At 42.0% G+C, this 15525-nt stretch carries 10 protein-coding genes; 6 read left to right on the top strand and 4 right to left on the bottom strand.

Annotated elements, in window-relative coordinates; genetic code table 11:
* Nucleotides 1-23: 23 nt before the first annotated feature.
* Nucleotides 24-701: a winged helix-turn-helix domain-containing protein gene (locus FR932_RS13725; RefSeq protein ID WP_019441422.1), complete on the top strand. Its 678-nt coding sequence runs from the start codon at nt 24-26 to the stop codon at nt 699-701.
* Nucleotides 694-1158 (top strand): hypothetical protein, encoded by a 465-nt coding sequence (locus FR932_RS13720; protein ID WP_019441423.1) that lies wholly within the window; start codon nt 694-696, stop codon nt 1156-1158. Before FR932_RS13725 ends, FR932_RS13720 begins: the two co-directional genes overlap by 8 nt.
* Before the next feature lie 99 nt (nt 1159-1257).
* Here the strand turns inward: FR932_RS13720 and FR932_RS13715 are convergent, their stop codons facing one another.
* Complete coding sequence (locus tag FR932_RS13715; RefSeq protein WP_019441424.1) at nt 1258-2454, bottom strand: outer membrane protein transport protein; 1197 nt, start codon at nt 2452-2454, stop codon at nt 1258-1260.
* On the bottom strand, nt 2451-4628 hold the full coding sequence (locus FR932_RS13710) for a hypothetical protein (RefSeq protein WP_019441425.1): 2178 nt from the start codon (nt 4626-4628) through the stop codon (nt 2451-2453). The genes FR932_RS13715 and FR932_RS13710 overlap by 4 nt, the downstream gene beginning before the upstream one ends.
* A gap of 267 nt (nt 4629-4895) precedes the next feature.
* Between FR932_RS13710 and FR932_RS13705 the strand changes: the two genes are divergently transcribed.
* Together FR932_RS13705 and tadA are read left to right on the top strand one after the other, a co-directional pair.
* The gene (locus FR932_RS13705) at nt 4896-7748 is read left to right on the top strand and encodes an ImpA family metalloprotease (RefSeq protein ID WP_240532397.1); all 2853 of its coding nucleotides are present in this window, start codon (nt 4896-4898) and stop codon (nt 7746-7748) included.
* A gap of 104 nt (nt 7749-7852) precedes the next feature.
* Entirely contained in the window at nt 7853-8491 is a 639-nt protein-coding gene (gene tadA, locus FR932_RS13700; protein ID WP_420864479.1) for a tRNA adenosine(34) deaminase TadA, read from the top strand.
* On the opposite strand, the gene FR932_RS21500 is transcribed toward tadA, so the two are convergent.
* Together FR932_RS21500 and mltF are read right to left on the bottom strand one after the other, a co-directional pair.
* Nucleotides 8488-8634 carry a hypothetical protein gene (locus FR932_RS21500; RefSeq protein ID WP_155942376.1) on the bottom strand — a complete coding sequence of 49 codons (147 nt, stop codon included), beginning with the start codon at nt 8632-8634 and terminating at the stop codon, nt 8488-8490. The two genes, tadA and FR932_RS21500, sit on opposite strands and share 4 nt — an antisense overlap.
* A 134-nt stretch (nt 8635-8768) precedes the next feature.
* The gene (gene mltF, locus FR932_RS13695; RefSeq protein ID WP_019441429.1) at nt 8769-10232 is read right to left on the bottom strand and encodes a membrane-bound lytic murein transglycosylase MltF; all 1464 of its coding nucleotides are present in this window, start codon (nt 10230-10232) and stop codon (nt 8769-8771) included.
* Nucleotides 10233-10521: 289 nt separating this feature from the next.
* Between mltF and purL the strand changes: the two genes are divergently transcribed.
* The gene (gene purL, locus FR932_RS13690; RefSeq protein WP_026032141.1) at nt 10522-14415 is read left to right on the top strand and encodes a phosphoribosylformylglycinamidine synthase; all 3894 of its coding nucleotides are present in this window, start codon (nt 10522-10524) and stop codon (nt 14413-14415) included.
* A gap of 202 nt (nt 14416-14617) precedes the next feature.
* Nucleotides 14618-15502: a chemotaxis protein gene (locus FR932_RS13685; RefSeq protein ID WP_019441431.1), complete on the top strand. Its 885-nt coding sequence runs from the start codon at nt 14618-14620 to the stop codon at nt 15500-15502.
* Nucleotides 15503-15525 lie beyond the last annotated feature (23 nt).

The raw sequence follows: 15525 nt of genomic DNA, 5'->3' as shown, positions 1-15525 counted from the left end.
TTGAGAGTGAATAGTAATTACCAATGATGATCGTTAATGAAAATTATGTCGTAGATTTCGATAATGCAATAATCTTGAGTTTAAGTACTGGATTACGCACAAGTTTAGGCAGTAATGAAGTGTCACTATTACGCTATATGATTAAGCATCAAGGGCAATTGCTACTGCGTCAAGATTTGATGGAGGAAGTGTGGTTAAGCAAGGGCATTATTGTTGAAGATAGCAGCTTGTTACACGCAATTTCTAATTGTCGAAAAGCACTCGAAGATAAAGATACACAAATTATTCAAACTCAACGTGGTAAAGGGTATGCTTTTTTAGGCAAGGTCAGTCCTTATTCTTCGAAGCAGAGCGAAGACGTCGACAGCAAAACACTGGCTGAGGCGCAAAATACCCCGTCAAATATTAAGGTCTCGATTCAGCGTCATTTTTTAAATACCTACGGACGTTATATCGCGGCGTATCTGATGATGTCAGGTGTATCCTTTATGTTGTGGCACACCTTTTCATCACCATGGGCATCTGCAGAGCATTACTATATTGAGCAGTTTGCTGAGTGCGCCTTTATTGATCCTGAGACTGAAACAGAAATGATATTTCAGGATGTGACTGTTTATCATGCCAATGGCTTATCGTTATTAATTGATATTGACGATGCGTCGATCAGTTATCAAGATGATTTGGAGGTGAACTGTGAATAAAATCGCATTGTTAGCTGTGGGATTAAGCGGGTTAGTCACGGGTTATATTACCTATCAGTGGTCAACCCCCGAGATCAATGAACGGTTTAATTCAGACACCCGTATGTACGTTAATACCAACTTTGATAAGTCACATACCATTGATATTAATGCGGGATTGGAGTTAAAAGTAGATGGCCAGTTTGAATATTATCTTGTCATACCAAAGAATATTGGCTTTTCATCAGTAGGAAATTATACGCTGGAAGACGGGTTATTATCATTAAATATAGTGTACAGTGAGCCATTACTCGCAGACCAAGAGAGTAAAGAGCCATTAGCGTTATATGAGAAACTAGTCAGTCGTGCAGAGATGCATACAACCGAGAATATGTTAGCGTTTAGACCCTTGCATAATGACCGTGCGTTGGTGGTATTTGCAGAGCGTGGGGCATTTTATTTTAAACCGCGTGACTAGGCGTCAATGAAATACATACTAACTAGCTTATTGAATGTTTAATATCAAACTAGTTAGTATGCTCTTAAAGCAGGGGGAAATAGCTAAATAGCAGGACAGTTAGAACGAGTGGTTATACTGTAAACCAAATAACCAAGCGCTGGATTCAACAACACCGTTAATATGAGATTCTCCCACGACCGTGAGACTTTCTTCTACCGCTGTATCTTCACCAAGAATATAGCTGACACCTAAATCAATACTTTGTGATGGCGATAGTTTGTATGTAGTACCGACTGATAACCAGTGACGATTAGAATCGGGAATCGACATTGATTGGAGCGTGTCTGTTGGCGCATGATCATACATATAACCCGCGCGTAATTCCCAGCTTTCTGATGGGTAATAGGTAGTACCAACAGAAACATGCCCCGCATCAGCCCACTCATAATCTTTAATACTACTGCTAAATTCATCAGATGTTAATGAGTCAAATTCAGACCATTGCAAGTATTGGACGCTGTAGTGGAACGCGAGCTTTGGCATCACTCTGTGATAACCTGATAACTCTAGCATGTCAGGTAGTGGAATATTAATACTGCTAGCCTCTCCTTCGCCCATCATATTGACATCACCGTCGGCTTCTAAATCCGGACTGTAACGATAACTTAAACCGATGCGGTTATCGTCGTTAAATTCATATGCTAAACCTAAGTTAAAACCATAATCAACACCGTCAACTTCAACATCAAGTAGGCTACCACGGGTTATTTTTCCTTCTCCATGGATAATATCTAAACCTGCACCTAAACTTAGTTTTTCGGTGACTTGGTAAGCGGCAGAAAGACCTATATTGATACTAGTAAGTGATGTTTCGCCACCGAATTCACTGGCTACGTAATCATCCGGAAATTCGACACTGGTGCCAAAGTTAGAATACATAGCCAGACCCAGTGTTAAACCAGAGTCCGCAATAGGATGTACATAGTAGAAATTAGGAATAAAGGCATTATTGGCAATGTCGTCAACACTCGCATCGACAGTTTGGCCTCTACTTGGTGTATAAGATGCGTCAGTGATATCCACATCACTGACCACGCTAATGGCACCGACAGATAATGACGGTTGATCAAAAAGTGCCATCGCAGCACTGTTCTTTGCCATGACTGATGCATTATCAGCAATGATGGCATCACCGGCGTATGCACGGCCTAAACCTGTGGCTGATTGGGCATTAAGTTGAAAACCAGCAGCGAGAGATTGAGTGCTTACGCAAGCTAGGATGATGATAGGGTAGGTGCAACGTAAAGTTTTCATTGTGTAATCTCCGATTCAATATTGGTGTGATCATCAATTTCTATTTCGTCACCATCACTAAAAATCATGCTGCTAACTGAGATTTGTTGTGTTTCTGTTGCTGTGCGTACTTTTCCGAGATCGGATGTACCTGGCGCGCCAGTTTCATCCATTGGCCCTTCATAGGCAAAGAGGTAAGTACCATGACCGCCAACTGTGGCACGAATTACGCCTCTGATCGTACCCTGTTCACCAGAACCGCCTTGGGTACTATCCCGAATATCGTCTAACTGTAGTGCGGTAATGAGCGGGTCTGTACCGGTAAGTATGTTGTCAGGGCTACTATTCGGTACGACATAGTCAGGCATATATTCACCCACCTCACAAGTTTCACCACATGTACCTACGGCTTCAATGAGTAAAGTCGGTTGTTTATTGGCAACTTGGCGGCTTGTAAAGTTGGCAGGATCTGCACTATCTACACTGGTTTGCACACCATGTTTAAAGCTAGGTAAAATGAGTGAATAAATTTCATCTTCTAATTCGGCAATCATATTAGCGTTGTCGATTGATCCTTCACTGAAAGTACGTAAGGCGACGATACATTCCTCGTTCGAATTCGTACTGTCGCAAAGATCTGGTATGACGGTTTCAGCAATACCGCGTTGAATATCGGGTGACTTTTTCACTGATTCTTCCGTTTCAGGTCCAAGTAAATCGGATGTTAGAACTAGGTTCACTAAACCTTGGCCTGGTACGACAAAGTTGACGGTTTTGTATGATAAATCATTAGTTCTTAGGGCCGCTGAAGGCGTTTGAGACATTTCACTTACCATGACAGCAACAATGCCGCCAAGGGAGTGACCGATAAGGTGCGTGTTGGTTTCATTAGCCCAAGGCGCGTTGATTAATGCATTTCGTAGGCTAAGGTTATCTGATACTGCTTGATTGAGATTACCTCTAAGGGTTAAAGGCGAGCTAATATTAATAAAATCGGCTTTATTAATTTCTGCACCGATCTCATTACCTTCATCATCGAGTAAAATACGCTCCCCGTGGTAAGGCATATCGATTGCAACAACAAGGTTGTCTTGATCGGTATAATCTTTTGCCATTAATGATGCGGTGCCTTTATTCGCTGTTACTCCGTGAATAAATTGCACTACCGGTAATTTACGGTAACCCCAGTCTTTGGGCGCATAAATATCGACATTAATGGTTAATTCGGTAGACGCTGGAAGGCTATTCTTTTTTGTTAAGTGCTCGCTTTTATTATCTTTAGGTCTCATCCAACGGTAAAGATCTGGACATGCTCCAATGGGGTCAAACTCATCAATCAAACAAGCTTCTTTGTTATTCAATGGTTCTGGCGTACCGCCTTGAAAAGGGAGGTAGTAGGGTAGTGTTAAGGTTGCTGTATAGGTATCATAATTGCGTCCCTCTGTATCAACTGGAGTTAGATCTCCAAGTGTGGCTGATTGATTATTTTCAATGATGCTATCTAATATTGCGTAAGTACTTTGAGTCGTGAATTGCGCGGCATAAACAATTTCCCCTGAGATACTGGTGCCAGCCGCTGCTTTTGCTGCTTGTATTTGTGCTTGTACTAACTGTTCTTGTTCCGTTAATGTTGCTGGGACTATATCTGGATTCTGTAATTCTGTGAACGCGGGATCGGCTTGTAGCTGTGTCCCATCGGATGTTTCAACATGATCATTGACGAGTAAAAAATAAGTACTATCTTCAGTTAAGGTCGCGGTACATTCGATCTGAATATTTTCACTTGTTGAAGAAATATTGGTTTCAACAGGTGTCCCATCTTCTTTAATCAAAACCACATTGTCAGCTAATGTATTTGGATTAAGTGGGTACCTTTCATTGCTATTGAGACTCGCAATGGGAATTTGCATTGGCTCAGTACATAAACCCCAACCATCTAAAGCGGCGTAAACGGTATCTGAGCTACGATAGAAGTTTTCTCTGTCTACACCTGTGATATCGCCCTCACCGGGTAGCGAAATAGTGAAGTCATCATCATAGCCATAACCATCGTTAGGCATAGGTAAGGCAGTGACCGAAAATGGCACGTACATATCAAGAGGTGCTTGGCTACTTTCGTCATCTGATTGGCATGCACTTATTGCCATGCAACCGATAAAAATACCGGTGTAACGCCTTAGTTTTATTAACTTCATTGTCATGATTCCATTTTGGGTTTAGGGGTGTTTCGTGTCAGGTCGTCACTTTTGCCTAAAATGGACAAAGAGGCTAATAATTAAGTATTAATATGTATAATTAAGGTTATTAATGCTGTGTAGTGGTATGGTTTTTATTTTATAAGTATTTGTTATAAATGATTTATGTATCATCATTTAACGTGTGACTCTGTTATTGTTATTGCATATGGAAAATATGCGCAGGGTCAGGCATAACGCTTTATAACGGACTGGAAGGGATTCAGATTGAATTATACAAATATAATAATGGGACTTAGTCTAGCGCTAGTGGTGGCTTGTAACTCTGAATCATCTGCGACGGATGAACCAATCCGAGAAGCTATACCAGTGGCACCAGCACCAGTGGCACCAGCACCAGTGGTTCCAGAACCTGTGACACCAATAGTGATAACTCAAGCACTTGCGACTGGCGATGTCAGTTATGTTGATGATGCATCACTGTTGGTTGCAGAGCTTAAGCACACCGTCACGGCGAATCAAATAACGGCAAAATCTATCAAGCAAAGCTTGTTTAATATCGGTGCTAAAGATGCACCAGCATTAATTGATTTAACTTGGTGGCCGACTCATGATGCTGCTGCATTTAAAAATACTTATGGTATAAATTATTCAGTTATAGAATCAAATGCGATTATTCCTGAATATGATGATGGCAAGAGAAAGCCAGAAGCATTACCTGTAGCTATTGCAGGTCAATATAAAGCACAAGGTCGTTATTTAGCATTAAACTCAAACCCTTTTCGTAATAAAGGTAAAGATGACAATGCATTAAATGCTGACATGGAATTATGGCTAAAAAACGCGACTTACTGGCTATCCCAACGAAATGATTTCTCGGCAGATAAACCGTTAAATATTGTGATGTCGCAATTAGATGACTCATATTACTTTAAAGACAGAACGCTAACGCGCACATGGTTTGATGAACATTACACCGATAACGTTAACTATAATTTACCACAAGTATGCGATGGCTCTGCATTAGCAAGCTGCGTTAGCGAAGATACTGATTTAGTTATTTTGTCGCAGTATACAGATGGACTTACCGACGATGAGGTGGGTGATTATGTAGCGAGCGTGGAAACATTATTAACACAAGGCACATCGGTATTATATGTACATCACGACGGTAATCTTAAACCATTAGGGAAAGCGTTATTTGAATTGCTACATATTACCTATATCGGTGATAACTACTGGCGTAAATTTGGCACCACTGCTTTTAATGTGATGGATAATTATGATGTGCTACCTGCTGATATTGAGCTGCAGGTGGCGTTGTTAAATCGTCTAGACAGCAATAGTTTTTCTGTTGACCTGTCACAGTGTAACGATAAAACGTGCGAACCTGCATCTTTAATGGATGAACAGTTTTATCAAGCAGCAAGCATGATTAAAGCGCAGATCGATAGTATCGATAAAAATAAAATTGCCTTGTTCGAGGATGATGTTTTTAACTATCAAAAGCTATTGATCTTACTCGGTGATAAATATCGTCAAGACGTATTATTTCCCATGAATAAGGTCGATACCAACGCCAACGTATTTTTACGTTCTTTATATGCAGACCATGTATTATTCAACAATCGACAGATTAATACAGCGCAAGCGAGTTTAGGTGATTTTAGTCGCAGTGACTTTTCGCATATAACACCCGTTACTCAGCAAGTGAGTCTTAGCACGCGGGGCGCGTTCCAAGCTGCTGGTGTATATGTGTTACCGGGGAAAACAGTGACGATCACACGTAATGATAATTTGGATGTGAATACCAGTGTATTTATTAATACATTACGCAGTGGTTCTACACACGAATATTTAGCAAAAGATGGTTATAGTCGACCAAAGTTTATCAAATCGCAAAGCTATAATATCAAGCCAGGAGAAACACTCACGTTAACGTCTGCTTATGGTGGCTTGTTGCAAGTCGGTTTTGATACCAAAACAAATGTTGTTGCGACAGACCCTTTAGCACAAGTTGATTTTACTTTTGTAAATGTAGGCTTGCATCCTGTGTGGCGAAGTAATAGTGATAACGTCGCATTTACCGCACAAGTGAGCGCCAATCAATATGATTGGGCTGAGTTTATTACGGCTAATTTTCAAGTGCATTCAACCACAGATAAAATGTTGAAAACGATAGCAGATCCTACATGGTCAGATCTTTCGCTATTAGCAACAACCACGCAGAAGTATACCCATGGTTATGAGAAAGCGCTTGGTGGTTTTGAAGGGCCAAACATTGAGGTATTGGCTGAAGTCGTTAGCTTTGCTAACAGCAAAGGATTAGCGTTAGCTTATAAAGATCAGATCCATCACTTTAATGCAGACCGAGCGACTTGTGGTTCGGGGTGTTCGGGTAACCCTTATGATGCGAACTGGCAGTTTAATCCACTCGGACACGGTGACTTACATGAAATCGGCCATACCCAAGAAAGTAGCCGTTTCCGGTTTAGTGGGTGGGATTCACATTCAAGTACGAATTATTATTCCTATTTTACCAAACACATGAATTTTCAAAAAACCGGTAATGCGCCAGTGTGCCAAAACTTGAATTTTGAAAGCATGTTTACGCATTTGAAAGCCAGTCGTCAGCAGGGCGTTGATTCGTATCAATACATGCAAGATCTTGGGTTAAACAGCTGGTCAAATGGTGCCATGATCATGATCCAAGCGATGATGGCTGCACAAAATGCAGGTACGCTCGATATTGGTTGGCATTTGATTGCCAGATTGCATGTATTAGATCGTAATTTCAGCACGGCACTAAAACAAGAGTCGACGTGGCTCTCGACGCGAGATGTGCTGGGCTTTAGCCAATATTCACAAGCTGAAGCGAAATCTATCGGTAAAAATGAGTGGTTAGCCATTGCGATGTCAACGGCAATAGAACGTGATATTACCGATTTTACTACTATGTGGGGACTGGTTGTTGATGATAAAGCCAAGGCGCAAATAGCGGCTACGCAAAGTACCGTGTTACCGATGAACTTCTATGCATCGAATAATTTGGGGGGATATTGTGAAAGCTTGGCACAGCCAAAAATAACCGTGAATGCCAACATGGCTTGGCCGCATTAGCTGCGCGCCTTTGATGTCGGGTGATTTATGTTATTATCTACTTAAATCACCCAGTAACAAAGACCAGCATGACTGAACGTACAACCAAAATTACAGCTGAAGAGATAACTTTAAGTAACAGCCTCAAAAGTCCCCCTGCCAGTCACGTCAGTACGACTGACATTGAGACTGATAGTGATAGTGATAGTGTTCTTGCAGCGGCGACCGAGGATAGCGTTACCGACAGCGATATTAATTTAGCACTTACGCCAGAGCAGATTGAAGCTGACGAACGCTGGATGCAACATGCGATCATGCTTGCAGGCAAAGCGGAAGCGATTGATGAGGTGCCTGTTGGTGCGGTTGTCATACTCGATGGTGAAATCATTGGTGAAGGTTGGAATCAAGCGATTAATTTACACGATGCCACAGCACATGCTGAAATCATCGCGTTACGTGCAGCGGGTAAAACAGTCGAAAATTATCGCCTTATTGACGCTACGCTGTATGTGACGTTAGAGCCTTGTTCTATGTGTGCAGGGGCAATGGTGCATAGCAGAGTGAAGCGTTTAGTTTATGGGGCGGTAGATTTAAAAACGGGGGCGGCAGGCTCGGTATTTAACTTGGTAGAGCATGCACAGTTGAATCATCAAATTGAAGTACGTTCAGGGGTTTTTGCTAGTGAGACCGGCGCATTATTAAGTAATTTCTTCAAACGTCGCCGTAAAGAGAAAAAAGCCCTGAAGCGCTTATTGAAAGGTTAGTCTAGAATCGCGGGCTGGCCATCAAATTCATTTTGTAAAAAGAAAGCGCGCTGACGGTTGAGTAGCGAACGATTGGTTCTTGAACGTGTTATTTGACGTCTTGGTGATTTTACTTTTAATTTTGCTCTTTTCTTTAGCATCATGCTTTCCTTTAATTTTCGCTGCCTAGTCCTAGGCGTTTTTTATCTTTATGTTCATTAACATACAGTAATATAAATAACTTGCACATGAAACTTTTATGTCAGTTTTATGTGGCTATTGTGACAGCAGTTAAATGTTACTCTACTTCACTCAATACTGGCTCTTGATCTGGTCTTGTAGATATTTCAAGACCAAGGTCTCGGGCAACTTGTTCAGTCATGTTAATTTGTTCATCAAACCAGCGCAAGCTATCATAATATTTACGAATATTACTGACATACTTTACTGCTTCATTACCTCTGGCGTAACCAAAACGTGTGTATTTATACCATTTACGTTGCTGCAGTAACGGAATGATGGCTTTTACTTCAGCCCAGCTATTTTCATTGCCACCGAGTTTTTCGGTAATTTTACGCGCATCAATTAAATGGCTGTAACCTATATTATAGGCTGCTAATGCAAACCAGGGTTTTTCATGTTCTGAAATCGTATCTGGTAAGCGGTTTATGAGTTTAGCTAAATAGGCTGAGCCCGCTTTTACGCTTTGCACTGGATCGACTCGCGAGGTTACACCAAACTCTCGCGCCGTCGGCCACGTTAGCATCATCATGCCACGAACACCTGTAGGTGAGCGCGCCTTGGGATTCCAGTGTGACTCTTGATAACTCACCGCGGCTAATAAGCGCCAGTCTAATTGTCCTGCATATTTGCGGAATAAAGCTTCGTACTTAGGTAATTGTGAATCAACACGACGTAGAAAAGTGCGGGTATCCACAAAATCAAATGTGTCTATATGGCCAAAATATTTTTCTTGTAATAACTCCATCGATCCGGTGATTTGCTGTAAGGTAAAGAAAGCTAACACGGCATTGGCAAATGAATCATCATCATTTTTATCCATCAGCCAAACGACATCAAGCTCATCTTCAAGCACAAACGCTTTATTTAAATGCGGATAGTAATATTGATGCTGCGACAGTGAAGTATCGTCGGCAATCGCGAGTTTTATCTTTCCTGCTTCTAAGTTGCTGAATAGCAGGTCTTCATCAGGTAAGGTTTTATAAGTCAGGTTGAGTTCGGGATTATCACGTTGCAGTTTTTGCACGTACTCCTCGTGACTTGAGCTTTTTACAACATATATAGGGTCGACAACTTGTTGTAGATTGCGGGGTCTCAGACTACCTTTACGATAAATGAGCAGTTGTTTGACCTCGTAGTAACTTGGGCCCATGCGATAATCATCTAATCGTTTCTCGGTGCGGGTTAAACCTGCAGCGGATAATGCAAACGGTTTTGCTCTGGTTTTTTCAGCGTCAAGCATCGTTTTTAGTGAGTGATATGGGTGAATAATTAATTCGACACCGAGGTAATCACTAAATTGTTTCAATAATTCATATTCAAGTCCAGTCGGTTTATTATCATCAAGATAATAGTTGGCTGGGCCATAGATCGTTTTTACGTGTAATTCTCCAGCATCTTGGATTTGTTCAAGCTGAGTGCGTTCATCATTTTCTTGTATGCAGCCAGACACGAGCGCGGCTAAAGCAATGATCAGGGCCAGTTTGAAAAAATGTTGTAAGCGTACTAAGAATATCTGCAAGTCATAACCTTTTAATATGAAAATATAAATATCTATATGTGATCTATCTTTATAGCGTTTTCATTGTCATTACACAATACTTATTCACAATAAGCTGTATAAAAAAACAGTGTCTATATGTCTATGAAATGACAATGTTATCAGTACTGTTAATGTTGTTATCGGCTAAGGCGCCAAAAAACTTATTAGTAAATGAACTTGTTGTTCATGTAACGCTATCGTTATGGCCATAATTTGCATATAATGGCCGGGATTTTTCCCCAGTAACCCTTTTAGTGAGAAAAAGTTAATGCATATAATGCGAGGAGCGCCAGCGCTTTCTGAGTTTCGTACTAGCAAACTAGTCGAACGATGTAATGATGTAGGATTATCGGATATAACAATTTACGCGGAGTACGTCCATTTTGCCGATGTAACAACCCCGCTCAGTGACAAAGAACGGAGTGTCCTGGAAAAATTGTTGACCTACGGGCCAAGAATTACAGAGCACGCTCCTGAAGGAACTCTCCTTCTTGTTACTCCTCGTCCCGGCACTATCTCTCCTTGGTCTTCTAAATCTACCGACATCGCAATCAACTGCGGCCTTTCTAACGTAAAACGTCTTGAACGTGGCATCGCTTACTACATCTCTTCAAAAACACCACTTACAGCTACCCAACTACAAACTGCAGCAAGCTTGATGCACGACCGTATGATGGAAACTGTATTTGATTGTCTAGATGCAGCTGAACAATTATTTGTTCAAGCACAAGCGCGCCCATTAAAGTCTGTTGATATCTTAGTAGGTGGCCGTGAGGCACTTGTTGATGCGAATGTTAAATTAGGTTTAGCATTGGCTGAAGATGAAATTGATTATTTGATTGCCAGTTTTACGCAGTTAAAGCGTAATCCAAATGACATCGAATTAATGATGTTTGCGCAAGCAAACTCAGAGCATTGTCGTCATAAGATTTTTAATGCGGATTGGACTATTGATGGCCAAGACCAAGAAAAATCATTATTTAAGATGATCAAGAACACCTTCGAACAAACGGGTGATCATGTTTTATCTGCTTATAAAGATAATGCTTCTGTAATGGAAGGTTCAAAAGCCGGCCGTTTCTTCCCAGATCCACAAACTCAGCAGTATGAATATCACCAAGAAGATATTCAAATCCTGATGAAAGTTGAGACTCACAATCACCCAACAGCAATCTCTCCTTGGCCTGGTGCCGCGACAGGTTCTGGTGGTGAAATTCGTGATGAAGGCGCAACGGGTCGTGGTTCGAAGCCAAAAGCAGGTTTAGTTGGTTTTAGCGTATCTAACTTACGTATTCCAGCATTTGAACAGCCTTGGGAAACCGACTTTGGTAAGCCAGGTCGTATCGTTAGTGCATTAGACATTATGCTAGAAGGTCCACTTGGTGGCGCTGCATTTAATAACGAATTTGGTCGTCCTAACCTATTAGGTTACTTCCGTACATATGAAGCTGAAGTTAACAGCCATAACGGTGTGGAAGTACGTGGTTACCACAAGCCAATTATGCTTGCTGGTGGTCTTGGTAATATCCGTGACCAGCACGTTCAAAAAGGTGATATCCCAGTTGGCGCTAAATTAATCGCGCTAGGTGGTCCGGCAATGAACATTGGTTTAGGTGGCAGTGCTGCTTCATCAATGGATTCAGGCCAATCACACGAAGATTTAGACTTTGCTTCAGTACAACGTGAAAACCCAGAAATGGAACGTCGTTGTCAGGAAGTTATCGACCGTTGTTGGCAGATGGGTGAAGACAATCCAATTGCCTTCATTCATGATGTGGGCGCGGGCGGTTTATCCAACGCATTCCCTGAACTGGTACATGACGGTGGTCGTGGCGCGCAGTTTGAATTACGTGATATTAACAACGATGAACCAGGCATGTCACCGCTTGAAATTTGGTGTAATGAATCACAAGAACGTTACGTGATGGCTGTTGCACCTGAAAACATGGCAACATTTGAAGCGATTTGTAAACGTGAACGTACGCCATTCTCTGTGGTTGGTGTTGCGACTGAAGAGTTGCATTTATCAGTAACGGATTCGTTATTAGACGAAACGCCAATTGATATGCCAATGGAAGTATTATTAGGTAAAGCACCTAAGATGCACCGTGAAGCAACAACACTAGTAACGGAAGGTCAAGCATTAGACTTTACCGGCATTACCGTTAAAGACGCTTCAGAACGTTTATTACGTTTACCTGCAATTGCTGAAAAAACCTTCTTGATCACCATCGGTGACCGCTCGGTAACAGGTTTGGTTGCACGTGATCAAATGGTTGGTCCTTGGCAGGTTCCAGTTGCCGATTGCGCAGTCACAGCAGCAAGTTTTGATACTTACGCTGGTGAAGCAATGGCAATCGGTGAACGTACGCCACTTGCCTTGTTAAACTTCCCTGCATCAAGCCGTATGGCGGTTGCTGAAGCATTAACAAATATCGCAGCAACTGAAATCGGTGATCTAACACGCATCAACCTTTCTGCTAACTGGATGTCTGCAGCTGGTCACCCAGGTGAAGACGCGGGTTTATACGCGGCGGTTAAAGCGGTAGGTGAAGAACTTTGTCCTGAATTGAACCTGACTATTCCAGTCGGTAAAGATTCAATGTCAATGAAGACGCGCTGGGAAGATGAAGGTGAGAACAAAGAAGTTACTTCACCATTGTCACTGATTATTACTGCATTCGGTCGTGTGACTGATGTACGTAAAACAGTCACACCACAGCTACGCACTGATAAAGGCGCGACAGACCTTATCCTTATCGATTTAGGTAATGGTCAAAACCGTCTCGGTGCATCTTCATTAGCACAAGTATACAAGCAACTGGGTCAACACACACCAGATGTGGATAGCTCAGAGCAGCTGAAAGGCTTCTTCGATGCAATGCAAGTGTTAGTGAAAGAGCAATCTTTACTGGCTTATCATGACCGTAGTGACGGTGGTTTATTCTCAACAGTAACAGAGATGGCATTTGCCGGTCACTGTGGTGTTGATGTTGAACTTGATATGTTAGGTACAGATGATCTTGCGGCACTTTACTCAGAAGAGTTAGGTGCGGTTATCCAAGTTTCTTCAGCAATGAAAGAGCAAGTACTAACAACACTAGCAGGCCACGGTCTCGCTGCATGTTGCCATGTCATTGGTTCGACAAACACGGACGATATGGTGCGTTTCACCCGTAATGGCGAAAACGTATTAGCGGAAAGCCGTACTTACTTCCGTGCAATTTGGGCTGAAACAACGCTTAAGATGCAAGCATTACGTGATAACCCGAGCTGTGCACAGCAAGAGTTTGATCTTAAACTTGACGTGAAAGACCCTGGTCTAAACGTTAACTTAAGCTTTGATGTTAACGAAGATATTGCTGCACCTTACATCATGACTGGTGTACAACCTAAAATGGCTATTCTCCGTGAGCAGGGTGTAAACTCGCAAACGGAAATGGCGGCTGCATTTGATCGTGCAGGCTTCGCTGCTCAAGATATTCACATGAGTGATATTTTAAGTGGTCGCGTTAACCTAGAAGACTTCGCTGGCCTTGCGGCTTGTGGTGGTTTCTCTTACGGTGATGTATTAGGCGCGGGTGAAGGTTGGGCTAAATCAATCTTATTCAACCCACAAGCACGTGATCAGTTTGCAGCTTTCTTCGCACGTGAAGACAGTTTTTCACTGGGTGTATGTAATGGTTGTCAGATGTTATCTAACTTGGGTGAACTTATCCCGGGTTCAGAATTATGGCCACGTTTCGTTACCAACCAATCTGAGCGTTTTGAAGCACGTTTCAGCTTAGTTGAAGTACCGAAAAACCCGTCATTATTCTTAGGTGACCTTGCTGGTTCAAGAATGCCTATCGCTGTATCTCACGGTGAAGGTCGTATTGAATTACGTGATGAAGCGCATCTGCAAGCACTGAGTAACAGTGGTACGGTTGCACTTAACTTCGTTGATAACTACGGTCAACCAACGACGCAATACCCATCTAATCCAAATGGTTCGCCATTAGGTATTACGGGTCTTACGACGACCGATGGTCGCGTAACTATCATGATGCCACATCCGGAACGTGTATTCCGCACTGTGAGCAACTCATGGCATCCAGAAGAATGGGGCGAAGATAGCCCGTGGATGCGTATGTTCCGCAACGCACGCGTTAACTTAGGTTAATAACTTACATTGATGTGTTGATAAATCAAAGGTCGCTATTGTAGCGGCCTTTTTTTTACCTTTAATATCTCATATTTAAGTATCAATTGTGCAGCCTTAAGTCGCTTAGCGTTATATCTGCGTGATAACAAAATTAATATACTTAATCATGCTATAGTCGTAAGTGTTTAATCGTATTATTAGTCAATGAGTAAGGAAAGTAATGAGTCAGTCACAAGGTTTATTATTGTTTAAGTTAAATCTGCAGCAAAAATTTGCTATCGGCACGTTAAAAGTACAAGAAATTGTGCCTTCTACACGGCTTTATTCCTTACCTGGTTCTCACCCTATGGTGATGGGCGCTGCGACATTACGTGGTAAAACGATTCCTATTATTGATATGGCAAGCGCTGTCGGTTATCGCGCTGTAACAAAAGAAGAATACGATTCGTGTAATATTATTATTACTGATTGTAGCCGCCAAGTGGTAGGATTCTTAGTGCGTCATATCGACAAGATCATGGAATGCAGCTGGAAAGATATTTCTGCGCCGAGCGCAACACTAGGTTGTAATATCTACACCACAGGGGTTATGCACGTTGACGACAAGTTAGTGCAGCTCATGGATGTTGAGCGTTTATTAGCAGATATTTATCCGGATGATGAGCATATTGAATTACCGCAATTCAGTGCCGCAGAACTCGAAGAACTACGTAACAAAGAGATCTTGGTTGTCGATGATTCGATGGTTGCACGTAACCAGTTGGGCAGTGCGCTAGATGCTGCGGGTATCCATTATCAAGTTTCTAAGAATGGTCAAGATGCACTAACGGCGATGCAAGCTGCTGTAGAGTCTGGTAAACCAATTGATGTATTGGTGAGTGACATCGAAATGCCGGGATTAGATGGTTATGAAGTGGCATTTGAAGTGCGTAGTACACCGAATGTATCGGCGACCTATATTATTTTGCATACCTCATTATCAAGCATGATCAGTACTGAACGTGCACAGCAGATTGGTGCTGATGAAGCGCTGACTAAGTTTGATGCCAGTGAGCTATTACAAGCCATTTTACGTGGTGTTAAAGGCCGTGAAAATATTACTTAATATTATATTCAGTTATAAAAAGC

It is taken from the genome of Moritella marina ATCC 15381, from assembly GCF_008931805.1.
Taxonomy (GTDB): Bacteria; Pseudomonadota; Gammaproteobacteria; order Enterobacterales; family Moritellaceae; genus Moritella; species Moritella marina.
This window is presented reverse-complemented; position numbering and strand designations above follow the sequence as displayed.